Genomic DNA, 24,583 nt, shown 5'->3' with positions numbered 1-24,583 from the left:
GCAAGGCCCCGGAATGGATGGAAAGGAACGATGGGCGAAACCTCTGACGGCTCTAGCGTGGCGCATGACGCGCATGACGAAACCGAAAGTCACGAACATCGCGGTTTTTTCGGCCGCCTGATCGAGGCCTTCACGCATTCCGAACCGACCGAATCCGAAAGCACCGAGAGATCGCATGACGAAACGCGCGATCCGGGCGCCCAGCTTCTTCCCGGCATCGGCAACCTGCGGCGGATGCGGGTGGGCGACGTGGCGATCCCCAAGGCCGAGATCGTTGCCGTGCCGGTGACTGCGACGCTTGAAGAGGTCGTCGAGGCCTTTCGCGAAAGCGGCTTTTCCCGTCTGCCGGTGTTCAAGGGGACGCTCGATTCGCCGCTGGGGCTGATCCATCTCAAGGACCTGGCGCTGCAGCAGGGCTTTGCCAATCCGCGTCCGCGTTTCGTGTTGCGCAAGATGCTGCGGCCCCTGCTGTATGCGCCGCCATCGATGCCGATCGGCGTCCTGCTGCAGAAGATGCAGACCGACCGCATCCACATGGCGCTGGTCATCGATGAATATGGCGGTGTGGACGGGCTGGTGACGCTCGAGGATCTGATCGAGACCGTGATCGGCGAGATCGAGGACGAGCACGACACCGCCGACGATGCGATGTGGCAGCTTGAAAAGCCCGGCCAGTACCTGGTTCAGGCGCGCGCGCCATTGTCCGAGTTCGAGGCCGAGATCGGCCTGCGCCTTGCCGACGAGGACGAAGAGGACGAGGTCGATACGCTGGGCGGGCTGGTCTTCATGCTGCTGGGCCGCGTACCTGCGCGCGGAGAGGTGATCCCGCACGAAAGCGGCGCCGAATTCGAGATCGTCGAGGCCGATCCCAGGCGCATCAAGCGCATCCGCGTGCGTTTGCCCAAGGGTTCTGCCTGATCGGCCATGATCGCGCGTCTGTCCGCCCCTTTTCGTCGCGATGCGCGGCCCCCGGCGGCACGATTGCTGGGCGCAATCCTGTGTGGCGCAGGCATCGCCATGGGGCAGGCACCTTGGGGGGCCTGGTGGCTGGCTCTGATCGGCCTTGGGGCCCTGGCCGTACTGATCCTGGCCGAGACGCGCCCGGTCCGGGCCGCCTGGCTGGGCTGGGCGGGCGGCGTGGGCCATTTTGCCGCTGCGATGTTCTGGATCGTCGAGCCGTTCCTTGTCGATCCCGACACCTATGGTTGGATGGCGCCCTTTGCGCTGGTTTTCACGGCAACGGGTCTGGCGCTGTTCTGGGCCTTTGCGGGGTGGATGTCTGCCCTCTGGCCGGGCCGGGCGTGCCGCGCGATGGGATTGGTGCTGGGCTTCGGGCTGGCCGATCTGGCGCGCAGCTATGTGCTGACCGGCTTTCCCTGGGCCCTGATCGGTCATGTCTGGATCGATACGCCGGTGGCGCAGCTTGCGGCCTGGTTCGGGCCGGTGGGGCTGAGCGTGCTCACGGTTGCTGTCGTGATTCTTCCGCTTGGGGCGCGCGACTGGTCCATGCGCGGGCTCGTTACCATCCCGTCCGTTGCGGTTCTGGCGCTTGGCTGGTCTCTTGGCCTGTGGCGGCTGGCTTTGCCGGAAGTGCCGCGCGATCGACCGATCCATGTTCGTCTGGTCCAGCCGGATGCCGAGCAGCATCTGAAATGGCGCGCCGACATGTGGCGTCTGTTCCTCGATCGCCAGATGGCGCTGAGCGCGAAACCCTCGGCCGTGGCCCTGGACCTGATCGTCTGGCCCGAGACGGCCGTGCCCTTCCTGCTGGACGGGGCCGAGCCGTTCTTCGAACGCCTGGCCGGCGCCACGGGTGGCGTGCCCGTTGCCGTCGGCATCCAGCGCGAGATCGGCGCGCGGTTCTACAACAGCCTTGCCTTTGCCGACGGTGCGGGGCGTGTCATCGATGTCTACGACAAATGGCATCTGGTGCCCTTCGGGGAATATGTGCCCCTGGGCGATGCGCTGGCCGCGTTCGGTCTGACGGCCTTCGCCGCGCAGGAGGGGAATGGCTATAGCCCCGGCCCGGGGCCGCGCCTGATCGATCTGGGCCGCGCCGGCCGGGTCTTGCCGCTGATCTGCTACGAGGCCGTGTTCCCCCAGGACGTGCGCGCCGCGGGTGATCGGCCCGACTGGATCCTGCAGGTCACCAATGACGGCTGGTTCGGCAAGATCGCCGGTCCGTATCAGCACCTGGCACAGGCCCGGCTGCGCGCGATCGAACAGGGACTTCCCTTGTTGCGTGCGGCCAATACCGGCATCAGCGCAGCGATTGACGGCAGGGGCAGGGTGATCGACGCCCTTCCCCTGGGCGCGATCGGCGCGATCGATGTTGCTGTTCCGGCGGCGCTGCCGCCCACGCCATATTCGCGCATGGGCGATTGGCCCATGGGCGCGTTGCTGGCGTTCTTGCTTGCGGCCCTTGCATGGCGGCGCAGCGCAAAGGTCCATTGACCCGACCCGGTTCGGCCGATAACCAGACATTCATCGAACCGCCACAACGGCTTCCTGGCGTGGCGGGGATCATTCAATGGAGCACTCTTCATGGCACGTCCCAACTTCGTCTTCACCTCCGAAAGCGTTTCGGAGGGCCACCCGGACAAGGTCTGCGACCGTATCTCGGATGCGGTTCTCGATGCCTTCCTGGCCGAGGATCCCAATGCCCGCGTGGCCTGCGAAACCTTTGCCACGACAGACCGCGTCGTGATCGGTGGCGAGGTGCGCGGGCCGGCCAGCGTGATCCAGAGGGTCGAGGAAATCGCGCGCGCCTGCGTGCGCGACATCGGTTACGAACAGGATGGTTTCCACTGGGCAAACATGAAGGTGGACAGCTACCTGCATGCCCAGTCGGCCGATATCGCCCGCGGTGTCGATGGTGACGAAGCCCGGGGCGAAGGCGCCGGCGATCAGGGGATCATGTTCGGCTATGCCGTGGACGAAACGCCCGAACTGATGCCCGCCCCGATCCTGTATTCCCACGCGATCCTGCGTCGTCTTGCGCAGGCGCGCAAGAGCGGCGAGGCCCCGGACCTGGGCCCCGACGCCAAGACGCAGCTTTCGATTCGCTACGAGGACGGCCGCCCGGTCGAGGTGACCTCGCTGGTGCTTTCGACCCAGCATCTGAACCCGGACCTGACGTCGCAGGACGTGCGCGCCATCGTCGAACCCTATGTCCGCGAGATCCTTCCCGAAGGCTGGTTGACCGACGCGACCGTCTGGCATGTCAATCCGACGGGCAAGTTCGTGATCGGCGGGCCGGACGGGGATGCCGGCCTGACGGGGCGAAAGATCATCGTCGATACCTATGGCGGCGCCGCGCCGCATGGGGGCGGGGCGTTCTCGGGCAAGGACCCGACCAAGGTCGACCGCTCGGCGGCCTATGCGGCACGCTATCTGGCCAAGAACATCGTGGCGGCCGGTCTGGCCCGGCGCTGCACCCTGCAGCTGTCCTATGCGATCGGCGTGGCGCACCCCCTGTCGATCTATGTGAACACCCATGGCACGGGCGAGATCGACGCCGCGCGAATCGAACAGGCGATCCCGCAGGTGATGGACCTGACCCCACGCGGCATTCGCACGCATCTGGGCCTGAACCGGCCGATCTATGAACGCACCGCCGCCTATGGCCATTTCGGCCGTGAGCCCGAATCAGATGGTGGCTTCAGCTGGGAACGGCTGGACCTTGTCGAAGCCCTGCGCAAGGCCGTTTAAGGCTGCCGCCCAAGCCATTTGGGGAGAAGAAGATGGCAAAGACCGATGTTTCCGGCCTGACCCAGCTGGGTGCCAAGGCCGAGATGCCGAAATCGCCCGAGGAGGCAATCCTTGAAAAGGTGCCCGCGTCGAATTCGGGCCTGAATTACGTCGTGCGCTTCACCGCGCCGGAATTCACCTCGCTGTGTCCGCTGACGGGTCAGCCCGATTTCGCCCATATCGTGATCGACTACATTCCCGGCGAATGGCTGGTCGAAAGCAAGAGTCTGAAGCTGTTCCTGCATTCCTTTCGCAATCATGGCGCCTTTCACGAAGACTGCACGATCGAGATTGCAAAGCGGCTGGTCGATCTGCTGAACCCGGTCTGGCTGCGGATCGGGGCCTATTGGTATCCGCGTGGCGGGATTCCGATCGACGTCTTCTGGCAGACGGGATCCGCGCCCGAAGGGGCGTGGATTCCCGACCAGGGCGTCGCCCCCTATCGCGGCCGCGGCTAGGCGCTGATCAGCCGACCGCCTCGGGAAAGGGCCTGATCGCGATACCGGCCCGTGTCAGCCGCGCGGCGATCGTTTCGGCCATTCGCAAGGCGTCGGGTGTGTCCCCGTGCAGGCAGATCGTGTCGATCCGGCAGGGGATGCGCCCGCCGCCATGCGTGATGATGGCGCCCGTGTCCAGCATCTGCAGGACACGGTCCGCGGCGCGATCGGGGTCATGGATGACGGCCCCGGCCCGACGGCGGTCCATCAGCGTGCCGTCATCCTCATAGCTGCGATCGGCGAAGATCTCGAACGCGGTCGGGCAGCCCAGTTCCTGCGCCGCGCGCGCCTGAGCGGTGGCCGCCATGGCCATGATCGTGATGCCCGGCGCGGCCTTCAGCGCCGCCTCGAAACAGGCCTGCGCCAGCGTTTCATCGGTCGCGGCCATGTTGGCCAGCGCCCCGTGCAGCTTGACATGGCGCAGCCGTGCGCCACAGGCCGCCGCGATCCCGCGCGCCGCGCCGACCTGATAGGCCACCAGGTTGGCGATGCTGGCGACTGGCATGTCGATCCGCCGCCGGCCAAAGCCCTGCAGATCGGCGAAACCGGGATGCGCGCCGATGCCGACGCCCCGTTCGGCGGCCATGCGCATCGTGCGCGCCATCGTGTCCCAGTCGCCCGCATGCATTCCGCAGGCAATATTGGCCGAGCTGACGATATCCAGAAGGGCATCGTCGTCGCCCAGTTTCCAGGGGCCAAAGCCCTCTCCCATGTCGGCGTTCAGATCAATGGAACGGATCATTGTCGGTCGCCTTCCAGTTCATCGCCAGCGGTCACACCGCTGATCAGCTGATAGGACAGCAGGTCCGGGATTGTCGCCGGATCGCGCAGCAAAGGGAATGTCTGGCGGGCAAGTTTCCCGATCCGCGCGCGTTCGGCGCGTTCGATGGCGATGGCCGCCGCCCGGTCGACAAGCGCAAACCGCAGGACCGTCCCCGGCGCAGCCTGCGCGATCCGGGGCAGATCGGCAGGCAGGACCGTTCCGATCCGGGGATAGCCGCCGGTCGTCTGGCATTCGGCCATCAGGACATAGGGCGTGCCGTCGCCCGTGATCTGGATGTCGCCCGGAATCACGATTTCCGACAGGATCGTCAGCCCCGCGGCACTGCCAAAGCCCGGCCCGTCGGGCAGCAGACGCAGCCCCATCCGGTTGCCGCGATTGTCCCGCCGCAAGGGTTCTTCCGTAAAGCGCCTCAGCGTGTCGGAATCGAAAAGATGCGTCTGCGGTCCGGCGACCATGCGCACGGTCCCGCCGCCAAGGCGATCGGCCGGGCGCAGGCCAAGACCCACCCTGTCGGGCGTCGGGTCATCGCCCACGGCTAGTATCTGGCCCGCCGCGACCGGCGCGCCGATCCCGGCGGCAAGATGAGCCGAGCGCGACCCCCGGAAGATCCCGGTGTCGATCCCCCCGCCCACGGACAGATAGCCATAGACTCCCTTCGTTGCGGAACCGATCGTCAGGCGCGCGCCCCGTGGCAGCTTGTGGCAGGCATTCCACGCAACTGCAGCGCCGTCGATCCGCGCGGCCATCGGCGCGCCGGTCAAGGCGATCCGCAGGTCGCGCATGGCTTCGAACTCGCCGCCAATGCCGGCCATCTCGATGGCCGCCAGCCGGGGCGAATGCCCAAGAAGCGCCGCGCCTTCATGCAGGGCCAGCCTGTCCATCGCGCCACCGCGCGAAAGGCCGAATTCCATGTAGCCCGGCCGGCCCATGTCCTGGACGGTCATGCCGGGGCCCGCGCGCAGGACAAGCAGGCCGCTCATGCGATCGGCTCCACCGTGGCGCCTCCGTCCGGGCCGCTTTCGCACAGGGACGGATAGGTTTCGGCTGGTGCCGGGACGAAAAGCACCTCGTCTCCGGCGCGCAGCACGAATGGCTGATCCGAATCCGGCCGGAAGGCGCGAAAGGCGGTCTGTCCGACATGACGCCACCCGGTCGGAGTCGATACGGAAAACAGCACCATCTGCCGGATCGCCACGCACAGCGCGCCGACGGGCACGCGGTCGGTCAGCCGGGTCTGGCGCGGGATGTCCCATTCCGCGGAAAGTTCGCCCAGATAGGGTTGGCCGGGCGCAAAGCCGATGGTCTGCACGCGCAGGCGGGTCCGCGTGATCGACCGGATCGCGGCTTCGACCGTCATGCCGGCCGCCTGCGCGGCCTCGGCCAGCTGCGGGGCAAGGGCCGGATCGAAGATGCAGGGGATACGCCAAAGACGCCGCCCCTTGGGCAGCTCGGCGCCGTACCAGTCGCGCGACGCCAGTAAGGCGCAAACGGCCTGTTCGGCTTTCGCCGGGTCGAATCCTTCCGGGTCGAACCGCAGATAGACCGAGGCAAGGCTGGCGGCGGTTTCGGCCAGCCCTTGCAATCCGGCAGACTGGACCGCCGCGCGAAAGGAAAGCGCCGCGCGATTTGCAGTTTCCCCAAGCCGATCGCCAAAGCTGACCAGCAGCCCATCGACGCCCAGAGGCGCCAATCGTGGCCATGAACGACCATCCGTGGAAGGCAGATGACAAGGGGAGGAGCTGGGCGGTGAACTCATCGCACTGGGCTGTCCTGGATCTTCCGGCCGGGCATCGTGCCCACAGTCTTGGCAGGTTTTGCCGCGGATTTCATCCGCGATTTTCGCGGCCATCGCTGGGGGCTTGCGCGCGACCATCGCGCCTCGCCCGGCATTCATGCGCATTGGCAGGGGCAGATCGGTTTGGGTGCGGTGCGGGAAGTGCCATCCTGGGCCGTCACGCGGGTATTCATTCGGGGCTTCGGGGGGCTTCGGGCCTGATGCGGGTGTCAGGCGCGCGGGTCGGTATCGTGCGCCGGGCTGCACGCCTTGCCGCGCCGGGAAACCGCTTTGCCCGATGCCAGGCCTCGGGCTATTCTGCCGGTCCCGGGTGTCGACACGCGCGGATGACCCGGGTGGGCCGCGGTCCAGACGAGAATGGCCCAAGGCGAGGGGAGGAGCGCGCTGATGGACGAGACCTTTACCCGGCGGCGGGTTCTTGGCGCAGCGGTGGCGGCCCTGGTCGTCAGCCCGGTGCGGCCCGCGCGTGCCGCCGGCATCTTCCGCCTGGGCCTGACGCCGGTTTTCCTGGACAACGACGCGGCGGTGATCGATGGTCTGCGGCTGGCCCTGTCACGCTTGATGGGGCGCGAAATCGAACTGGTCCAGCGCCGGACCTACGAAGAAGTCACCGGACTGCTGCTGGAAGGCGCACTGGATGCGGCATGGCTGTGCGGTTATCCCTATCTGCAGCACGCAAGTGCGTTGGAGCTGGTAGCCGTTCCCGTCTGGCGTGGGCGGTCGCTTTACCAATCCTATCTGATCGCCGGGGCCGATGATCCGGCCGCCGGGTTGCCGGATCTGCGCGGCGCGCTGCATGCCTTTTCGGACCCGGATTCGAATTCGGGCTATCTCGTGACCGTTACCGATCTTCGTCGGATGGGCGAACGGGTCGAAACCTTCTTTGCCCGCGCGATCTTTACCTATGGCCATCGCAACGTGGTGCGGGCCGTGGCGAACGGGCTGACGCGCTCGGGCAGCGTGGACGGATATGTCTGGGAGGCGCTGGCGAAGATCGAACCGTCCCTGACAGAGCGCACGCGGGTCATTGCCCGGTCGGAATGGCTGGGATTCCCGCCGATCTGCGCGCGGGCCGGATCGGCGGGGGCCGAGCCGGTCGAGGCGCTGCGCAAGGCATTGCTGACCATGGCCGAAACGCCCGAGGGACAACGGGCATTGTCTGCCCTTCAGCTTGACGGGTTCGAACCGGCCGACCCTTCGCTGTTTGACGGGATTGCCGCGCGCATGGCGGATCTGGAGCGCTGAGAGATGCGGCTTTGGCGTCATCTGCCCTTGTCCCTGCGCCTGCCGCTTCTGGCCGCGGCGATGATGGTGCTGGTGGGCGTCGTCGCTTCGCAACAGGTCCTGCGCGCGCTGACGCGCGTTCAGGATGCCCGCGTGCGCGAACTCGCCCAGATGCATGTCGAGGGGCTTTCGGTTGCGCTGGGGCCGCTTGTCCTGCGGCGCGACATCTGGGAGATCTATGACACGCTTGACCGTGCCTCGAAGGGCAGTGAGGGGCAGCGGATGGTTCTGACGGTCGTTGCGGATGAAACCGGGCACGTTCTGGCAGCGACCGACCCGCGAAAGGTGCCCGTGGACAGCTTGATCTCCGATCTGGCGCGGGGCGCCGCGGCGCCCGGCGACCTGACAGTCGGCTCCAGCAGTCCGATCCTGCGACTGGGAGCGCCGTTGGTCTATCAGGGCCGGACGGTCGGGACGATCGTCAGCGAGCTGGACGTATCGGACCTGATCGCCGAGCGCCGTCATGCGCTGGTGATACTGGTGGTGGGCAATGCGCTGGCCACGCTGGTACTTGCGGTGGCCGGCTATGTGGTGCTGCGGCGTATGCTGCGGCCGCTCAGCGCGATCGCCACGCAAATGGCCGATACGTCGGGGCGGCCGCACCCGATTCCGCAAGCAGAGATCCCCGAAGGCGACGACGAGCTGACCCGCCTGGCCCAGACCTACAATGCCATGACCGCAGCCATTGCGGCCAAGGCCGAAGCCGAACGCCGTCTTGCGGAACGCGAGCGATTCGTGGCTCTGGGGCGGCTGTCGTCGTCGCTTGCGCACGAGATCAACAACCCCCTGGGCGGGCTTCTGAATGCGACCGACACGATCCGAAGCTTTCCCGACCGGCCGGAGATCGTGCTGCAATCGGCCGAGCTTCTGGATCGTGGCCTGCGGCATCTGCGCGACGTGGTGCGCGTGACCCTGGATCACAACCGGGTCGATCATGGCGGCCGAAATCTGCTGCCCGAGGACTTCGAGGACCTTCGTGCGCTGATTCAGCCCGAGATCGCCCGACTGCAGCAGCGGCTTGACTGGTCGGCAAGCATTCCGGCCGCCGGCGTGGCGGTTGCCGCCGGGCCGGTCCGTCAGATCGTGTTGAATCTCATCCTCAATGCCAGCGCAGCTGCAGGGCAGGGAGGCCATGTCGGCATGTCTGCAAGTGTCGATTCGAAAGGGCTGGATATCGAGATCACCGATACCGGGCCGGGCATGTCGCCTTCGGCGCTGGACCGCCTGTTGACGGATGCGCCGCTTGCCCCGGGCGGCGGGGTCGGACTTCGGCTGGCCCGAGAACTTGCCATGCGGCTTGGCGGCCGCATCTTGCATGAACGCCGAGAAGGCGTCACCCGTATACGGTTGCACGTCGAACTTGGGGGACAGGCGGCCGATGCTGCATGAACGGCGAATCGTCCTGGTCGAGGACGACGAGATCATGGGGGCCTCGCTGGCTCAGAGACTGACACTGGAGGGTGCCGAGGTGCAATGGCACCGCCGGATCGCGCGCGCCCTTCCCGCCATTCGCACGCCGCGCCGCCCGATCGACGCCGTGGTTTGTGACATTCGCCTGCCCGATGGCACGGGCGAGCAGCTTTACACGAGGTTGATCGGAACCTCGGCCCCGCCGCCATTCCTGTTCATCACCGGTCAGGGCGATGTCGCCCAGGCCGTGCGGCTGATCCGATCCGGCGCAGCCGATTACATCACCAAGCCCTTCGAGATGCGAAGGTTTCTGGAAAAACTGGCGCGGGTCATGCAGCCGCGCGATCACGGGGCGGCGTTCGAACAGACGGGGATCAGTGCAATGGCCCGTGCCGTTGACCGTCAGGCGGCCGAACTTGCCCGGACGGACCAGCCGCTGATGATCCGGGGATTGTCCGGGCTTGGCAAGGTGCGCCTTGCCAGGCAGATCCATCAGTCTTCGGATCGTCGGGCAGCGCCGCTGATCGTGCTGGATGCGCTGCGCGAGGAGATATCACCTGCCGCGATGGATGATGCATCCCGCCGGGCAGGTGAAGGCACGCTGTTGATCGTTGGCATCGGCCGGCTGTCACTGTCCACGCAGGACAGGCTGGCCGAGCTGTTGCGCGGTGCGGCCTTTCGCCTGGTCGCGACCGCGGGAATGGGGCTTGAGGCGCGCGTGGCCGATGGCGGATTTCGGGCCGATCTTTTCGATCTGCTATGCGCCCATGCGATCGTGATCCCGCCATTGTCAGAGCGGCCCGAAGACGCGGTCTGGCTGGCCGTGCGCTTGTTTGCCGCGCTGAATGACGGGCGTCGGGCCGGTCTTGCCGATCCGACGATCGAGGCCATCCGTACACATGACTGGCCGGGAAACGGCCGGGAGCTGCGCGCGCGTCTCACGCGGGCGATCGAATCGTCCCGCGAAAGTCTGATCCTGCCCGTCGATCTGTTTCCCGAACGGCTTGCAGCCGACGACGTCAAACCCCTGTCCGAGGTCCGCGAGGCCGCCGAGCGGGCGCATATCGCGGCGGTTCTGGCGCGCACAGGCGGACAGGTTGGCGAGGCGGCGCGTCTGCTGCGCATCTCGCGAACGACGTTGTGGGAGAAGATGCAGAAATTCGGGCTGTGATCCGCGCCGCCCTGTTCGGAAATCCGAACGCGGGAATTTAATTCTGAAAATCAATTTTTTGCCGCATCGCAGAGACGTCAGGCGCGGTGTCGCGCGAAACCGGGTGCCCCCTTAAACTTGTGTGAGCAGACAACAAGGGAGGAGACCCAGCCATGAAATGCAATCGGTTGGTCGATGTTGGCCGCCGCCAGTTCCTGCGTGGGGGCCTTGTGGCCACGGCAGGGGCTGCGGCCTCGACGGTCGTGGGGGCGGGCGAGGCCCGGGCCACGCCGGCGCTTGCGCAGGTCGAATACCCCTCGAACCGGCTCGCCAATGTGGCGGACCTCAAGGTCAACGAGCCGATGGACATCGCCTATCCCGATGCCGACAGTCCGGGGGTGCTGCTGAAGCTTGGCACCCCGGTCGAGGGCGGCGTCGGCCCCGATGGCGACATTGTCGCCTTTTCGGTGTTGTGTCCGCACAAGGGATACATCCTGTCCTATAGCGGCGAGGACCGCACATTGAACTGCCCCGGCCATTTCTCGCGCTTTGACGCCGAAGCGGGCGGACAGCAGATCTGGGGTCATGCGACCGAAAACCTGCCCCAGTTCGTCCTGCGCGTTGACGACAAGGGCGACATCTATGCCGAGGGCTGCACCGACCTGATCTTCGGTCGCATGTCCAACGTGCTGGCATAAGGGAGGAACCACAAGATGGCTTTCAAGCGACAGATCGATCGTTTGCCGATTCCGCCCGCCGATGCCAAGGTTCACAACGTGACCTGCCACTATTGCATCGTCGGTTGCGGCTACAAGGCGTATACATGGCCGCGCAACAAGCAGGGTGGAACGGCACCTGACCAGAATGCGCTGGGGATCGACCTTTCCCAGCAGCAGGGCGCGATGGGCGAATGGGCCTCGCCGTCGATGTACAACATCGTCAAGCAGAACGGGCAGGACGTGCACCTGATGGTGCTGCCCGATCAGGAATGCGTGGTGAACGGCGGCCTCGCCTCGATCCGGGGCTCGCGCATGGCCGAGAACCGGCCCTCCGAGGTCACGGGCACTCAGCAGCAGCGCCTGACCGACCCGCTGGTGTGGCGCTATGGCACCTGGCAGCCGACGACCTGGGATGATGCGCTGGATCTTGTCGCGCGCGTCACGGCGCGGATCATTGCCGAGGGCTCCGAGGACGATCTGGTCGTCTCGATGTTCGACCATGGCGGTTCTGCCGGCGGTTATGAGAATACATGGGGCACGGGCAAGCTGTATTTCGGCTCGATGAAGGTCAAGAATTGCCGGATTCACAACCGCCCCGCCTACAACTCCGAGGTGCACGCCTCGCGAGACATGGGCGTGGACGAGCTGAACTACGCCTACGAGGACTATCAGCTGACCGACACGATCTTCCTGATCGGCGGCAACCCGACCGAGACCCAGACCAACCTGTTCTTCAACCACTGGGTTCCCGGCATGCAGAACGGCGCGCGCGTCGTGATCGTCGATCCGCGGCGCAGCCTGACCGTTCAGCATTGCGAACAGGTCGCCGGACCGGAAAACGTGCTGCACCTGGCGATCAACGAAGGCACGGATCTTGCCCTTGCCAATGCGATCTTCACCCATATCGCCGATCAGGGCTGGGTGGACCGCGACTTCATCGAAAAGTCCACGTTCCGCGGTGATGTCGCCGTGGGCGAGGACGAAGCGCATCCCGCGCCGCTGGGATCCTTCGAAATGGCGGTCGAGAAGTGCCGCATCTCGGTGGACGAGGCGGCCGAGATCTGCGGTGTGCCCGCTGCGGACATCGTCAAGGCCGCGGAGTGGATTGCCAAGCCGCATGAGGATGGCACGCGCCGCAAATGCGTCACTGCCTATGAAAAGGGCGTGATCTGGGGCAACGACAACTATCGCACGATCGGCGCCCTGGTGAACATCGCTCTGGCCACCGGCAATATCGGTCGCGAAGGCGGTGGCGTCTGTCGTCTGGGTGGTCACCAGGAAGGCTATTTCCGTCCCTCCGACGCCCATGTCGGCCGTCCGCCGACCTATGTCGACCGGCTGCTGATCAATGGCGGCGGAAAGGTTCACCACATCTGGGCCTGCGACCATTACAAGACCACGCTCAATGCCAGCGAGTTCAAGCGCATCCACAAGAAGCGCGCGGACATGGTCAAGGACGCGATCGACGCCGCGGCCGGCAAGACGCGCGAGGAACTGGTCGATGCCATCGTGGATGCGGTGAACAGGGGCGGATTGTTCGTGGTGGATGTGGACATCATCCACAGCCAGATCGGTCAGAACGCCCACGTGATCCTGCCGGCGGCCGAATCCAATGAGATGAATCTCGCCTCGATGAACGGCGAGCGCCGTCTGCGGCTGTCGGAACGGTACATGGACCCACCGGGCCAGGCCAAGCCCGACTGCCTGATCGCGGCAGGCATCGCCCAGCACATGGAGCGTGTCCTGCGTGAAATGGGCAAGAACGAGTATGCCGACCAGTTCAAGGGCTTCGATTGGGAATCCGAAGAAGACGCCTTCATGGACGGCTATCACTCTGCCAATCCCGAAGTGACCTACGAGCGACTGCGCGCGATGGGCAACAACGGCGTTCAGGAGCCGGTCGTGGGCTTCGAGGATGGCAAGCTTGTCGGCACGCCCCGCCTGTATGCAGATGGTGTGTTCACCCGTCACGGGCGCGAGGACGGCAAGGCGCTGTTCTGCGGCGGCGCGTGGCGCGGCTGGCAGGCCGCCGGCAAGGAAGAGGAGAAGAAGAGCCATCGCTTCTGGGTCAATAACGGCCGCGCGAACATCTTCTGGCAGAACTGGTTCCTTGACCAGGAGAACGAGTTCGTCATGGACCGTTATCCCTATCCGTTCGTCGAGATGAACCCCGAGGACATGGCCGAACTTGGCCTGGTCGCGGGCGATCTGATCGAGCTTTACAATGGAAACGGGGCGACTCAGGGCATGGTCTATCCCACGCCGACGGCAAAGCGCGGCCATGTGTTCATGGTCTTCGCCAGCCCGATGGGCGCCCAGGGCAACATCGTCAACCCTGGCGTCAACGAGTTGGTCTTGCCGGATTACAAGCATGTCTGGGCCGACATCCGGAAGATCGCGGATGCGCCGAAAGAGGTAAAGGGTATTTCCTTCAAGTCGAAGGAAGTGGTGCTGTAAGGCGCGGATCCCGCTTTTGCGGGATCGCGGCCCGCCCCGGAAACGGGGCGGGCCTTTCCCATGCGTGCATCGGGTTGCGCTGCCTGGCCCATGATCCTTGAATCCTTGGATTCTTGACCCATATGCGGCCTGAATCGACGCTCCCGAACGCCGATCCGCACGGCGTTTCCGTCCCCGTAATGCGGATGCAAGTGAAGGAGGGCAGCAGATGAACGAGTCCGAATTTGGCAAATACAGGCTGCGCGAAGTGGCTGCCGTCTTTGACGACCTTGCCAGCCTTGACGCAGCCGTCGAGAAGTTGACACAGGAAGGTTTCAAGGACGGCGATTTCAACGTCATGGCGACCGATCAGACCGTGCGCGACAAGCTGTCCGAGCGGCTGGAGCCGGTCGAGAAACTGGCCGATGATCCAAGGGTTCCGCGCCGCGCCTATATTCCCAGACCGACGCGCAAGCTGATCGAATCCGCCGTCACCGGCCTGCCGATGTTTGCCCTGGGGCTGGGTGGCGCCCTTGGCGTTGTGGCCACGGGCGGGGCGGCGGCGCTGGCGCTTGCCGTGGCTGCGGCGGGCGGCGCTGCGGGCGCTGGCCTTGGGGCCTATCTGGCCGAAGCGCTGGAGGAGCGCCATGCCAGGCAGCTGGCAGAAGCGATGCAATCGGGCGGCATCGTGCTTTGGGTCGATACTCCCGACAAGGAGGCCGAGGAGACGGCCCTGCGCGTATTGAAGGAATCGGGCGCGCGGCACGTTCACGCGCACGAGATCGAACGCAGCTGGGGTCCCGAGGACATACCGCTGTCCGATTTCAACCCCGACCCCTTTCTGGAACCCGATCCGCATGTCTGACAGGCACGGGGCGACGCGGCCAGACCGCGTCGCCCTATGTCTTCTGCGGTCAAGGCGACGTTCGGTGAGGGGTAGGAGTGATCCGCGCCGGGCATGCTGATGCTGGAATGCCGACGCGCCGCTGCGCATGGCAGCGCCTGTCCCGCCGTGGGAAGATATTGATTTGCCGGGGAAAGCGCCTGGAGGCGGGTACCGGAATCGAACCGGTCTACACGGATTTGCAATCCGCTGCGTAACCTCTCCGCCAACCCGCCGGATCCAAGGCGTCGTCTGTCTATCGCGCGTTGCGGTGATGGTCAACGGGCTGAATGCTCTCGCAGCTTGCCGATTTTGCCACGGTGGTTGAGGCGAGAGCGCTTTTGCCCTATATCCTGCGCTTCGATTTTCGGGACAAGGCCAATGACCGACAAGAACGCGACGACGCCGATCCAGCCGGATGTGGTGACGATTCCCCGCAAGATGCCCGAATCGGGCAAGGTCAACATCGTCGGCCTGACGCGCGATCAGCTGCGCGAGGCCCTGATCCAGGCCGGCACGCCTGAACGCCAGGCACGCATGCGCGTGGGCCAGATCTGGCAGTGGGTCTATCATTGGGGCGTGCGCGACTTCGCGCAGATGACGAACCTCGCCAAGGACTACCGGGCCATGCTGGCCGAGCGATTCGAGATCGCCGTGCCCGAGGTCGTCACCCGTCAGATTTCGGCCGACGGGACGCGCAAGTATCTGCTGCGCATCGCCGGCGGGCACGAGGTCGAAGCCGTCTATATCCCCGAAGAGAACCGCGGCACGCTGTGCGTTTCCAGTCAGGTCGGTTGCACGCTGACCTGTACCTTCTGCCATACCGGCACGCAGCGGCTGGTGCGCAACCTGACGGCGGGCGAGATCGTCGGACAGGTCATGGTCGCGCGCGATGACCTGGGCGAATGGCCTGTCCCCGGCGCGCCGAAGAACGAAACCCGGCTTGTCTCGAACATCGTGCTGATGGGCATGGGCGAACCGCTGTACAACTTCGAGAACGTTCGCGACGCGATGAAGGTCGTCATGGATGGCGAGGGGCTGTCGCTCTCGCGCCGTCGCATCACGCTGTCCACCAGCGGCGTCGTGCCCGAGATCGCCCGCTGTGCGACCGAGATCGGCTGTCAGCTGGCCGTCAGCTTTCACGCGACGACCGATGAGGTCCGTGACAAGCTGGTGCCAATCAACAAGCGATGGAATATCGAAACGCTTCTGAACGCCCTGCGCGAATATCCGCGCCTGTCGAATTCCGAGCGCATCACCTTTGAATATGTCATGCTGAAAGGCGTGAATGACAGCGACGACGACGCGCGTCGGCTTGTGCGGCTGATTGCCGGGATCCCGGCCAAGATCAACCTGATCCCGTTCAACGAATGGCCCGGCTGTCCGTATGAACGTTCGGACTGGGAAAGGATCGAGGCTTTCGCCGACATCATCTACAAGGCAGGCTATGCCTCGCCCATTCGTACGCCACGCGGCGAGGACATCATGGCCGCCTGCGGCCAGCTGAAATCGGCCACCGAACGCGCCCGCAAGAGCCGTGCGCAGATCGCGGCCGAGGCCGGGCTGGGCGGCGTCTGAGAAATCCGTGACCTTGCGTCTTGCGTCGCCGCGCCCCCTTCTGGCGCCGGCGGCGATGCGCCATCATGCCGCAACCAGTCAGGGGCGGAGGATGTCATGGAAGACGTGGTGCGCGTGACGATGGACGAAAGCGGCCTGGCCGAGGTCTTGCTGAACCGGCCGGACCGCAAGAATGCCTGGACGATGGAGATGTTCGCTGCGCTCGCCAGGGCCGCGGCGGATCTTTCCGGCCGGGCGGGCCTGCGTGCTGTCATTCTGCATGGTGCGGGCGGGTGTTTTTCTTCGGGGCTTGATCTGTCGGTCATGCAATCCTTCGCCCGGGACATCGCCGGGCTGAAGCGCGACATCCTGACCCCATTGCCGGGCGAATACGCCAACCGTTTCCAGAAGCCGGTCACGGCCTGGGCAGAGCTGGACGTGCCCGTCATCGCCGCCATCGAGGGCGTCGTCTTTGGCGCGGGCATGCAGCTTGCGCTGGGCGCGGATTTCCGCATCTGTGCACCCGATGCGCGTCTGTCGGTGATGGAGGCGCGTTGGGGCCTGATCCCCGACATGGGGATCAGCCAGTCCTTGCCCCGATTGGTGCGGGCCGATCAGGCCAAGGACCTGATCATGACCGCGCGCGTCCTCTCGGCGGACGAGGCCCTGGCCATGGGTCTTGTGACGCGAATTGACGATACCCCTTTGGCGGCGGCGCGCGATCTTGCGGCCACGCTGATGCAGACCTCGCCCGATGCCCTGCGCGCGGCCAAGCGGCTGGTCGATCGGGCGTGGTCCCTGCCGCCGGGCGAAGGCCTGCGGATCGAGGCCGAGTTACAGGCGGAAATCATAGGCGGGCCGAACCAGATCGAATCCGTAATGTCCCGCATGGCAGGGCGTGCGCCGAAGTATCGATAGCCCCCGAAGGCCGATCAGCCAAGTTCCGCCGACGGAATGATGGGGAAAAACACGCCCCGAGACCACAGGCCGAACCAGCGCTCGCCCTCGTGCATCTCGTGGCTGCCGATCTCGACAAGCCGATAGAAGGTCTTGCGGTCGATCAGCGCCTCCAGCCCCCGCCGAACGTGAACATAGGGCGAAGGCTCGCCCGTTTCCGGGTCGCGTTCGACACGGATCGGGTTTTCCGGGCCTGCGGTGACCTCGTCGCCGACATTGGTCAAGAAGGTGATCGTCTGGTCGCGCCCGCTGCCCGAAACGGTGGCATCGACCGCCACGAAGGGTGCGTCCTGGACGCGAATGCGGACCTTTTCGACCGGGGTGACGAGGAAGTATTCGTTGCCCTCCTTGCGCAGGATCGAGGCAAACAACCGCACCAATGCCTCGCGCCCGATGGGGGTGCCCAGATAGAACCAGGTGCCGTCGCGCCGGATCTCCATGTCCAGGTCGCCACAGAAGGGCGGGTTCCAAAGATGCACGGGCGGCGGTTCCTTTTTCGCGGCCTTCTGCGCGGCGCTGGCCAGGTTTTCCGCGGACGGCTTCACGATCAATTGTTCCTTCTTCGATTTCGACATTGGTGCCCGCCCCGATTTCTGCCTTTATGTTACCACTATGACCAATGACGGAGGACTTGTCATGGCCGAGCCCGACAAGCTGGTGGCCGAGATCGAGGCGCTGGGCAACCGGATAGATGCGGCACGCCAGGCCGTTGCACGTCGTTTCATCGGTCAGGACCAGGTTGTCGACCTGGCCCTGTCGGCGCTGCTGTGCGGGGGGCATGGGCTGCTGGTCGGTCTGCCCGGCATGGGCAAGACGCTGTTGGTGGACACGCTGGGCCGCGTCATGGGCCTGCAGACCGGCCGGGTGCAGTTCACGCCCGACCTGATGCCCGCCGACATACTTGGCTCGGAAGTGCTGGAAACCGCCGCCGATGGCACGCGGGCCTTCCGCTTCATACAGGGGCCCGTCTTCTGTCAGCTTCTGATGGCGGACGAGATCAACCGCGCCAGCCCGCGCACGCAATCGGCCTTGCTTCAGGCGATGCAAGAGCGCGAGGTCACCGTTGCCGGCCAGCATCGCCCATTGCCGCGCCCCTTCCACGTTCTGGCGACCCAGAACCCGATCGAGCAGGAGGGCACATATCCCTTGCCCGAGGCCCAGCTCGATCGCTTTCTGGTTCAGATCGACGTGGCCTGGCCCGACAGGGCGACCGAGCGTGACATCCTGATCGCGACCACCGGGATCGAGGAGACGGAAAGCCCGCAGGTCTTCACGGCCGAAGAGCTGACCGATGCGCAAAGGATCCTGCGACGGATGCCGGTCGGAGAGCGCGTGGTCGAGATGATCCTTGACCTGGTGCGCGCCTGCCGGCCCGGCCAGCCGGAATCCGCGCAGGGCGTCAACGATTCGGTCAGCTGGGGGCCCGGACCGCGCGCGGCGCAGGCGCTGATGCTGATGGTGCGCGCACGGGCCTTGCTGCGTGGTCGGCTGGCACCGGTTCCAGAGGACGTGGCGGCCATGGCGCGGCCCGTGCTGATCCATCGCATGGCCCTGTCCTTTGCCGCCCGCGCACGGGGCGAGGATCTGGGCGCGCTGATCGACGAGATCGCCCAGTCTGCAACCCGCGCCGAGGCCGCATGAGTGCATTGCGCGATACCGCCGCGCGGCCCATGGGCCTGCGCCGTGCCGCGCAAGGCCTTGCCGCGCCGCTGCCGCCCCTGCTGGTCGAGGCCAGCCATCTGGCCGCCAATGTGCAGCTGGGCGAACATGGGCGCCGACGTTCCGGCATGGGGTCGGAATTCTGGCAGTATCGCCCGGCCCATTCGGGTGACGAGGCGCGTTTCATCGACTGGCGCCGATCGGCGCGCTCCGATCAGACCTTCGTGCGCGAACGCGAATGGCAGGCGGTGCAGTCGGTGCATCTGTGGGTCGATGGTTCGCGCTCGATGGAGTTTGCCGGGGATCGCAACCGCCCGGCCAAGGGCGCCCGGGCGCGCCTTCTGGCGCTGGCGCTGGCGGTCCTGATGATCCGCGCAGGCGAGCGCGTGGGGCTGTCCGAACCGGCCAGCCCGCCCCGCGCGGGAGAGGTGCAGCTGATGCGCCTTGCGCATGTCCTGTCCACGGCCCAGACCCCTCAGGATTATGGCGCCCCCGCGCCGCTGGCCCTGTTGCCCGGCGCGCGGGCGGTGTTCCTGTCGGACTTCCTGGGGCCCCTCGATCCGGTCGAGGCCGCGCTGGCCCGTGCCGCCGATCTGGGCGTGCGAGGTGTCATGGTGCAGATCCTTGATCCGGTCGAGGAATCCTTCCCCTTCGATGGCCGCGCCATCTTCGAAAGCATGGCCGGTACCCTGCGGCACGAGACGTTGAAGGCGGGCAATCTGCGCGCGCGCTATCTTGACCGCATGGCGGAACGGCGCGCGCGTCTGACCGCGCTGGCCGCGCGGGCGGGCTGGGTGTTTTCCACCCACCATACGGATCAGGCCGCGCAGTCCGCGCTGCTGTGGCTGTATGCGGCGCTGAGGGAGCGCTGATGCTGGTGCTGGGGCCGATAGGATTTCTGTCGCCCGCGCTTCTGTGGGCGCTGGCCGCGCTTCCGGTCCTGTGGGTCCTGTTGCGTGCGGTGCCGCCCGCGCCGATCCGGCGCCGTTTCCCGGGGGTTGCGCTGCTTCTGGGGCTGAAGGACGACGACAGCACGACCGACCGGACGCCCTGGTGGCTTCTGCTCTTGCGCATGGCCGCGGCGGCGCTGGTCATCCTTGGATTTGCCGGGCCCGTCCTCAATCCCGACGCCGTGCCCGAGGACCAGTCCGCGCCGCTTCTGGTCGTGGTCGATGGCGGCTGGGGCGATGCGCGGGACTGGCCGCAAAGGCTGGCGCGTCTCGAGACGGCGATCTCCGAGGCCCGGCGCGACGGCCGGCCCGTCGCCCTGGTTCAGCTGACCGATCCGCCACCGGAAATCGTGTGGCAGGAGCCCGAGGATCTGGCCGATCGCCTGCCCGGACTTTCCCCCAGACCGTGGGAGCCTGCCGCGGATGCCCATGCGCTGTTGGCGTCGATCCTGCCCGAGGGGCGGTTTGACACGCTGTGGCTGTCCGACGGGCTGGCGCGCGCGGGGCAGGAGCCGCTGGCCCGCGACCTGGCCGCACGGGGGCGGCTGACCGTGGCGCTGGGTGGTCGCGCAATGCGGGCGCTGGGCCCTGCCCAGATCGATCAGGGGGCTGCCGTCCTGCCGGTGCTGCGCGCGCAGTCCGGTCAGCAGGCCGAAGCCGAAGTCGTTGCCCATGGGCTCGACCCGGCGGGTATCGAACGCGAGCTTGCCCGGACCACGGCCCGATTCGACACCGATGCGCGCCGGGCCGAGGCCCGGTTCGACCTTCCACCCGAATTGCGCAACCGCGTGACACGGTTCCAGATCGCGGGCGAAACCAGTGCGGGCGCGACGGTGCTGGCCGGCGATGCACTGCGTCGCCCGAAGGTCGCCATCGTTTCGGATTCCGGGCGGGCCGAGGGGTTGGAGCTGCTCGCGCCGGATTACTACCTTCGCCGGGCTCTGGACGCCCATGCCGACCTGATCGAGGGAACCGTTGCCGACGTACTGCGCGCGGCGCCCGATGTCGTGATCCTTGCGGACATCGCACAGGTGGCCGAGTCGCAGGCGCTGTCGGACTGGATCGCCTCGGGCGGTCTGTTGTTGCGCTTTGCCGGCCCGCATCTGGCCGCCTCGGATGTGGGGCGGGACAGGCTTGACCCGCTGTTGCCCGTGCGTTTGCGCCTCGGAGGGCGCAGCAGCGGCGGCACGATGAGCTGGGGGCAGCCCCGGGGCCTTGCCCCGTTCGATGCGGATTCGCCCTTTGCGGGGCTGACCATTCCGTCGGACGTGACCGTGCGCGCCCAGGTTCTGGCCCAGCCGGGCCCGGATCTGGCCCAGGCAACGATCGCACGCCTGTCGGATGGAACGCCCCTGGTGACCCGGCGCATCGTGGGGCAGGGCCAGATCGTCCTGTTCCACGTGACCGCGAATGCGGAATGGTCCAGCCTGCCATTGTCGGGTCTGTTCGTGCAGATGCTTGACCGGCTTGCGGTCGCGGGACGGCCCACGGGGGGCGAACCCGAGGACCTGAGCGGTACGACATGGGTGCCTGAAAAGGTTCTGGATGGCTTTGGTGCGCTGAACGATGCCGTCGACATGCCGGGCGTGCCGGGCGAGCGGCTGGGCCAGCCGGTCGGCCCCGACCTGCCGCCGGGGCTGTATCGTTCGGATCGAAGCCTTCGTGCCGTGAACGTGATCGCGCAGGGGCGTGAGCTGATGCCCGCCGAATGGCCGGCAGGGGCCGTCATCGAGGGAATGTCGCGGTCGCGCGAGCTGCCGCTGAAGGGCTGGGCGCTGGCTGCGGCGCTGACGCTGCTTCTGGCCGATGCGCTGGCGTCGCTGGCCCTGTCGGGGCGGCTGTCGCGCGGCGTGGCTGCGCTGGTTGTCCTGGCTCTACTCGTGCCTGCGGTTCGCCCGGCCCATGCGCAGCAGGAGGACCGCCTGATACGCGCGGCGGGGAATGTCGTCCTGGCGCATGTGGTGACGGGCGATGCCGAGGTCGATCGCATCGCGCAGGCGGGCCTGCTGGGCTTGTCGCGGGTTCTGAATGCCCGCACATCTGTCGAGCCGATCAGCCCGATGGCAGTCGATCTGGAGCGCGACGAACTGTCGGTCTTTACCTTCCTGTACTGGCCCATCACGGCTGATCAGGCGCTGCCCTCGGCGCAGGCCTATCTGAAGCTGAACCGCTTCTTGCGGTCAGGCGGCATGATCCTGTTCGACACGCGCGACGCGGATATTGCCGGTTTTGGCGCCGCGACCCCCGAGGGCCGGCGGCTGCAGGCCATTGCGGCGGCGTTGGACATTCCGCCGCTCGAGCCGATCCCTCCCGACCATGTCCTGACGCGCAGCTTCTATCTTCTGCGCGATTTTCCCGGCCGCCATGCCGGCCGCACGGTATGGGTCGAAGCGGCCCCGGACGACGCGGAACAGGCCGATGGCATGCCCTTTCGCAACCTCAATGACGGGGTCACGCCCGTCGTGATTGGCGGCAATGACTGGGCCGCGGCCTGGGCGGTGGATGAAGCCGGACGTTTCCTGCGCCCGGTCGGCCGGGGCCTGGGCGGAGAGCGCCAGCGCGAGCTTGCCTATCGCTTTGGGGTCAATCTGATCATGCATGTGCTGACGGGGAACTACAAATCCGACCAGGTTCATGTGCCCGCGCTGCTGGAAAGGCTGGGCCAATGATCGACCGTATCGTTCTGAACCCGTCGCTGCCCTGGCCGCTGATCGCCGCGCTGGCTGCGCTGGCGCTGGTCGTCGTGGGGATTTCGGCCTGGCGCGGGCTGGCCGGGTGGTGGCTGCGTGGTCTTGCCGCGATCTGCCTGCTGGCCGCGATCCTGCAGCCTTCGCTGCAGAGGGAAAACCGCCGCCCTTTGTCGGACATCGTGCTGCTTGTTGTGGATGAAAGCGCAAGCCAGGGCCTGTCCGATCGTCTGGACCAGACCCGCGCGGCCGTGGCCCGGATCGAGGCCGAGGTCGCCGCCCTGCCCAATACCGAGCTGCGAAAGATCGTCGTGGGCGATGGCGCGGACGATACCGGAACCGCGCTGATGACGGCCCTGGCGCAGGCACTGGCCGAGGAGCCGCGGGCGCGGGTGGCGGGCGCGATATTGGTGACCGATGGTCAGGTGCATGACCTGCAGGCTGCGCCCCCTTTCCCCGCACCCGTCAATGTGCTGCTGACGGGGTCGCGCAGCGACTGGGATCGGCGGTTGAAAATCCTGGCCGCGCCGACCTATGGCATCATCGGTGAGCGTGTCGAACTGGTGCTGCGGATCGAGGAACAGGGCGCCGTTCCGTCTGATCTGTCCGGTCGCCCGGTAGAGGTGTCGATTGCCCTGGATGGCGGCGAGGCACTGCGCGTGCGCGCCCCGGTGGGCGAGGATCTGACGCTTCCGCTGGTTCTGGATCATGCGGGCCAGAACGTGGTCCAGATCGAGGTCGCTGCCGATCCCTCCGAACTGACCGACCGGAACAACATTGCCGTTGTCCAGATCAACGGCGTGCGCGACCGTCTGCGCGTTCTGCTGGTTTCGGGCGAGCCTCATGCCGGAGAGCGTACCTGGCGCAACCTGCTGAAATCCGACAGCGCGGTGGATCTGGTCCATTTCACCATCCTGCGCCCGCCCGAGAAACAGGACGGGGTGCCGGTATCGGAATTGTCGCTGATCGCCTTCCCTACGCGCGAGCTGTTCATCGACAAGATCGACGAATTCGATCTGATCATCTTCGACCGGTATCGACTGCGCGGCATATTGCCGGCGCATTACCTGGACAATATCCGCGACTATGTGCGCAGGGGGGGCGCGGTTCTCGTTGCCGCGGGACCGGAATTCGCCTCGGCCGAGAGCCTGTATTATTCCGGCCTGGGTGAAATCCTGCCCGCCCGCCCGACCGGGCGGGTCATTGAAGGTGGCTATCTGCCCGAGGTGACCGAGCTTGGCCAACGCCACCCGGTGACCGAGCGGCTGGAGCAGTTCCGTCCTGATGGGGGCGAGCACGGCCGTGCGGGCGCCCCGGCCTGGGGGCGCTGGTTGCGCCAGATCGATCTGGCCGAGCCATCGGGTCATGTGGTGATGAAAGGCGCCGACGGGCGTCCGCTGCTGGTGCTGGATCGGGTCGAAGAGGGGCGGGTGGCGCTGCTGGCCTCGGACCAGGCATGGCTTTGGGATCGCGGCTTCGAAGGCGGCGGGCCGCAGCTCGAGCTTCTGCGGCGGCTGGCGCACTGGATGATGAAAGAGCCCGAACTGGAGGAGGAGTCGCTGACCGCACGCGCCGAGGGCGGATCTCTGACAATCACGCGCCGCAGCCTGACCGACGAGGCGCACGAAGTGACCGTGACCGCGCCGGACGGGACCGAGACGACCCTTCCGTTGAACGAAACCGCGCCGGGGCGGTTCGAGGCGCGCATCGATGCGCGCCAGATTGGCCTTTACCGTTTGCGCGATGGTGATATCGAGCGCGTGGTCGCGCTGGCCCCCGCAGCCCCGCGCGAATTCGAGGAAACCATTGCCACATCCGAGAAGTTGCTGCCCGTGGTGCGGCCAACCAACGGGGGCGCGATCCTTGTCGAGGATGGGCTGCCCGCCTTGCGGCAGGTACGACCCGGCAGGCCAGCATTGGGACGGGGCTGGATCGGGATCACGCCGCGGGATGCCTATCAGGCGCTGGATCTGCGGATCGCGCCGCTCTTGCCGGCCTGGGCCTTCCTGCTGATTGCCGCCGCCTTGGTCGTCGGGGCATGGCTGCGCGAAGGGCGACGCTGAAA

The 24,583-nt window shown here is 66.4% G+C and carries 21 protein-coding genes, 1 tRNA gene and 1 riboswitch; of the genes, 17 read left to right on the top strand and 5 right to left on the bottom strand.

The window, feature by feature from the left end:
• The first annotated feature begins 30 nt into the window (after positions 1 to 30).
• The 4 genes from LV82_RS01445 to queF all read left to right on the top strand — a co-directional run bounded on the left by LV82_RS01445 (position 31) and on the right by queF (position 4,208).
• Positions 31 to 918, top strand: a complete 888-nt coding sequence (locus LV82_RS01445; RefSeq protein WP_104068925.1) for a hemolysin family protein — start codon at positions 31 to 33, stop codon at positions 916 to 918.
• A gap of 6 nt (positions 919 to 924) precedes the next feature.
• Positions 925 to 2,454, top strand: a complete 1,530-nt coding sequence (gene lnt / locus LV82_RS01440; RefSeq protein ID WP_104068924.1) for an apolipoprotein N-acyltransferase — start codon at positions 925 to 927, stop codon at positions 2,452 to 2,454.
• Positions 2,455 to 2,489: 35 nt separating this feature from the next.
• A riboswitch (SAM-SAH riboswitch) is annotated at positions 2,490 to 2,538 on the top strand.
• A 6-nt stretch (positions 2,539 to 2,544) separates the two neighbouring features.
• On the top strand, positions 2,545 to 3,711 hold the full coding sequence (metK, locus tag LV82_RS01435; RefSeq protein WP_104068923.1) for a methionine adenosyltransferase: 1,167 nt from the start codon (positions 2,545 to 2,547) through the stop codon (positions 3,709 to 3,711).
• Between the two features lie 32 nt (positions 3,712 to 3,743).
• Positions 3,744 to 4,208: a preQ(1) synthase gene (queF, locus tag LV82_RS01430; RefSeq protein WP_104068922.1), complete on the top strand. Its 465-nt coding sequence runs from the start codon at positions 3,744 to 3,746 to the stop codon at positions 4,206 to 4,208.
• A gap of 7 nt (positions 4,209 to 4,215) precedes the next feature.
• On the opposite strand, the gene LV82_RS01425 is transcribed toward queF, so the two are convergent.
• Genes LV82_RS01425 through LV82_RS01415 form a run of 3 tightly spaced genes read right to left on the bottom strand, consistent with a single transcriptional unit; the run spans position 4,216 to position 6,721 of the window.
• Complete coding sequence (locus LV82_RS01425) at positions 4,216 to 4,989, bottom strand: LamB/YcsF family protein (RefSeq protein WP_104068921.1); 774 nt, start codon at positions 4,987 to 4,989, stop codon at positions 4,216 to 4,218.
• Complete coding sequence (locus LV82_RS01420; protein WP_104068920.1) at positions 4,986 to 6,011, bottom strand: 5-oxoprolinase subunit C family protein; 1,026 nt, start codon at positions 6,009 to 6,011, stop codon at positions 4,986 to 4,988. Before LV82_RS01420 ends, LV82_RS01425 begins: the two co-directional genes overlap by 4 nt.
• The gene (locus LV82_RS01415) at positions 6,008 to 6,721 is read right to left on the bottom strand and encodes a 5-oxoprolinase subunit B family protein (protein WP_342750166.1); all 714 of its coding nucleotides are present in this window, start codon (positions 6,719 to 6,721) and stop codon (positions 6,008 to 6,010) included. Before LV82_RS01415 ends, LV82_RS01420 begins: the two co-directional genes overlap by 4 nt.
• Positions 6,722 to 6,823: 102 nt before the next feature.
• On the opposite strand from LV82_RS01415, the gene LV82_RS01410 reads away from it, so the two are divergent.
• The 7 genes from LV82_RS01410 (at position 6,824) to LV82_RS01380 (ending at position 14,690) form a co-directional block, all read left to right on the top strand.
• Positions 6,824 to 7,027: a hypothetical protein gene (locus LV82_RS01410; protein ID WP_146065112.1), complete on the top strand. Its 204-nt coding sequence runs from the start codon at positions 6,824 to 6,826 to the stop codon at positions 7,025 to 7,027.
• Between the two features lie 186 nt (positions 7,028 to 7,213).
• On the top strand, positions 7,214 to 8,071 hold the full coding sequence (locus tag LV82_RS01405; protein WP_104068917.1) for a substrate-binding domain-containing protein: 858 nt from the start codon (positions 7,214 to 7,216) through the stop codon (positions 8,069 to 8,071).
• 3 nt (positions 8,072 to 8,074) lie between these two features.
• Positions 8,075 to 9,499 (top strand): sensor histidine kinase, encoded by a 1,425-nt coding sequence (locus tag LV82_RS01400; RefSeq protein WP_104068916.1) that lies wholly within the window; start codon positions 8,075 to 8,077, stop codon positions 9,497 to 9,499.
• Positions 9,489 to 10,691, top strand: a complete 1,203-nt coding sequence (locus LV82_RS01395) for a sigma-54-dependent transcriptional regulator (protein WP_104068915.1) — start codon at positions 9,489 to 9,491, stop codon at positions 10,689 to 10,691. The genes LV82_RS01400 and LV82_RS01395 overlap by 11 nt, the downstream gene beginning before the upstream one ends.
• Before the next feature lie 152 nt (positions 10,692 to 10,843).
• Positions 10,844 to 11,368 carry an arsenate reductase (azurin) small subunit gene (locus LV82_RS01390; RefSeq protein WP_104068914.1) on the top strand — a complete coding sequence of 175 codons (525 nt, stop codon included), beginning with the start codon at positions 10,844 to 10,846 and terminating at the stop codon, positions 11,366 to 11,368.
• Between the two features lie 15 nt (positions 11,369 to 11,383).
• Positions 11,384 to 13,846, top strand: coding sequence for an arsenate reductase (azurin) large subunit (locus tag LV82_RS01385; RefSeq protein ID WP_104068913.1), 2,463 nt, complete (start codon positions 11,384 to 11,386; stop codon positions 13,844 to 13,846).
• Positions 13,847 to 14,054: 208 nt separating this feature from the next.
• Entirely contained in the window at positions 14,055 to 14,690 is a 636-nt protein-coding gene (locus tag LV82_RS01380) for a hypothetical protein (RefSeq protein ID WP_104068912.1), read from the top strand.
• Positions 14,691 to 14,870: 180 nt separating this feature from the next.
• Here LV82_RS01380 and LV82_RS01375 read toward each other — a convergent pair.
• A tRNA-Cys gene (locus tag LV82_RS01375) sits at positions 14,871 to 14,944 on the bottom strand.
• A gap of 145 nt (positions 14,945 to 15,089) precedes the next feature.
• Here LV82_RS01375 and rlmN point away from each other — a divergent pair.
• Together rlmN and LV82_RS01365 are read left to right on the top strand one after the other, a co-directional pair.
• Complete coding sequence (rlmN, locus tag LV82_RS01370) at positions 15,090 to 16,286, top strand: dual-specificity RNA methyltransferase RlmN (protein WP_104068911.1); 1,197 nt, start codon at positions 15,090 to 15,092, stop codon at positions 16,284 to 16,286.
• Positions 16,287 to 16,382: 96 nt separating this feature from the next.
• Positions 16,383 to 17,183 (top strand): crotonase/enoyl-CoA hydratase family protein, encoded by an 801-nt coding sequence (locus LV82_RS01365; protein ID WP_104068910.1) that lies wholly within the window; start codon positions 16,383 to 16,385, stop codon positions 17,181 to 17,183.
• Positions 17,184 to 17,197: 14 nt separating this feature from the next.
• Here the strand turns inward: LV82_RS01365 and LV82_RS01360 are convergent, their stop codons facing one another.
• The gene (locus tag LV82_RS01360; RefSeq protein ID WP_104068909.1) at positions 17,198 to 17,797 is read right to left on the bottom strand and encodes a DUF1285 domain-containing protein; all 600 of its coding nucleotides are present in this window, start codon (positions 17,795 to 17,797) and stop codon (positions 17,198 to 17,200) included.
• 61 nt (positions 17,798 to 17,858) lie between these two features.
• Here LV82_RS01360 and LV82_RS01355 point away from each other — a divergent pair, with 61 nt between their 5' ends.
• The 4 genes from LV82_RS01355 to LV82_RS01340 are packed head-to-tail and all read left to right on the top strand — an operon-like array spanning position 17,859 to position 24,581.
• Complete coding sequence (locus LV82_RS01355) at positions 17,859 to 18,863, top strand: AAA family ATPase (RefSeq protein ID WP_104069271.1); 1,005 nt, start codon at positions 17,859 to 17,861, stop codon at positions 18,861 to 18,863.
• Positions 18,860 to 19,753 carry a DUF58 domain-containing protein gene (locus LV82_RS01350; RefSeq protein WP_425427721.1) on the top strand — a complete coding sequence of 298 codons (894 nt, stop codon included), beginning with the start codon at positions 18,860 to 18,862 and terminating at the stop codon, positions 19,751 to 19,753. Before LV82_RS01355 ends, LV82_RS01350 begins: the two co-directional genes overlap by 4 nt.
• Positions 19,753 to 22,500 carry a DUF4159 domain-containing protein gene (locus LV82_RS01345; protein WP_104068908.1) on the top strand — a complete coding sequence of 916 codons (2,748 nt, stop codon included), beginning with the start codon at positions 19,753 to 19,755 and terminating at the stop codon, positions 22,498 to 22,500. The genes LV82_RS01350 and LV82_RS01345 overlap by 1 nt, the downstream gene beginning before the upstream one ends.
• Complete coding sequence (locus LV82_RS01340; protein WP_104068907.1) at positions 22,497 to 24,581, top strand: VWA domain-containing protein; 2,085 nt, start codon at positions 22,497 to 22,499, stop codon at positions 24,579 to 24,581. Before LV82_RS01345 ends, LV82_RS01340 begins: the two co-directional genes overlap by 4 nt.
• Positions 24,582 to 24,583 lie beyond the last annotated feature (2 nt).

This window comes from Albidovulum inexpectatum (genome assembly GCF_002927635.1).
Classification (GTDB): Bacteria; Pseudomonadota; Alphaproteobacteria; order Rhodobacterales; family Rhodobacteraceae; genus Albidovulum; species Albidovulum inexpectatum.
Note: the sequence above shows the minus strand (reverse complement) of the source record. Positions and strands in the feature narration are given on the sequence as shown.

What these genes read in the sequence shown, in the direction of transcription:
- LV82_RS01445 (WP_104068925.1), top strand. Translation starts at nt 31, where the DNA reads ATGGGCGAAACCTCTGACGGCTCTAGCGTGGCGCATGACGCGCATGAC.
- lnt (WP_104068924.1), top strand. Translation starts at nt 925, where the DNA reads ATGATCGCGCGTCTGTCCGCCCCTTTTCGTCGCGATGCGCGGCCCCCG.
- metK (WP_104068923.1), top strand. Translation starts at nt 2,545, where the DNA reads ATGGCACGTCCCAACTTCGTCTTCACCTCCGAAAGCGTTTCGGAGGGC.
- queF (WP_104068922.1), top strand. Translation starts at nt 3,744, where the DNA reads ATGGCAAAGACCGATGTTTCCGGCCTGACCCAGCTGGGTGCCAAGGCC.
- LV82_RS01425 (WP_104068921.1), bottom strand. Translation starts at nt 4,989, where the DNA reads ATGATCCGTTCCATTGATCTGAACGCCGACATGGGAGAGGGCTTTGGC.
- LV82_RS01420 (WP_104068920.1), bottom strand. Translation starts at nt 6,011, where the DNA reads ATGAGCGGCCTGCTTGTCCTGCGCGCGGGCCCCGGCATGACCGTCCAG.
- LV82_RS01405 (WP_104068917.1), top strand. Translation starts at nt 7,214, where the DNA reads ATGGACGAGACCTTTACCCGGCGGCGGGTTCTTGGCGCAGCGGTGGCG.
- LV82_RS01400 (WP_104068916.1), top strand. Translation starts at nt 8,075, where the DNA reads ATGCGGCTTTGGCGTCATCTGCCCTTGTCCCTGCGCCTGCCGCTTCTG.
- LV82_RS01395 (WP_104068915.1), top strand. Translation starts at nt 9,489, where the DNA reads ATGCTGCATGAACGGCGAATCGTCCTGGTCGAGGACGACGAGATCATG.
- LV82_RS01390 (WP_104068914.1), top strand. Translation starts at nt 10,844, where the DNA reads ATGAAATGCAATCGGTTGGTCGATGTTGGCCGCCGCCAGTTCCTGCGT.
- LV82_RS01385 (WP_104068913.1), top strand. Translation starts at nt 11,384, where the DNA reads ATGGCTTTCAAGCGACAGATCGATCGTTTGCCGATTCCGCCCGCCGAT.
- LV82_RS01380 (WP_104068912.1), top strand. Translation starts at nt 14,055, where the DNA reads ATGAACGAGTCCGAATTTGGCAAATACAGGCTGCGCGAAGTGGCTGCC.
- rlmN (WP_104068911.1), top strand. Translation starts at nt 15,090, where the DNA reads ATGACCGACAAGAACGCGACGACGCCGATCCAGCCGGATGTGGTGACG.
- LV82_RS01365 (WP_104068910.1), top strand. Translation starts at nt 16,383, where the DNA reads ATGGAAGACGTGGTGCGCGTGACGATGGACGAAAGCGGCCTGGCCGAG.
- LV82_RS01360 (WP_104068909.1), bottom strand. Translation starts at nt 17,797, where the DNA reads ATGTCGAAATCGAAGAAGGAACAATTGATCGTGAAGCCGTCCGCGGAA.
- LV82_RS01355 (WP_104069271.1), top strand. Translation starts at nt 17,859, where the DNA reads ATGGCCGAGCCCGACAAGCTGGTGGCCGAGATCGAGGCGCTGGGCAAC.
- LV82_RS01350 (WP_425427721.1), top strand. Translation starts at nt 18,860, where the DNA reads ATGAGTGCATTGCGCGATACCGCCGCGCGGCCCATGGGCCTGCGCCGT.
- LV82_RS01345 (WP_104068908.1), top strand. Translation starts at nt 19,753, where the DNA reads ATGCTGGTGCTGGGGCCGATAGGATTTCTGTCGCCCGCGCTTCTGTGG.
- LV82_RS01340 (WP_104068907.1), top strand. Translation starts at nt 22,497, where the DNA reads ATGATCGACCGTATCGTTCTGAACCCGTCGCTGCCCTGGCCGCTGATC.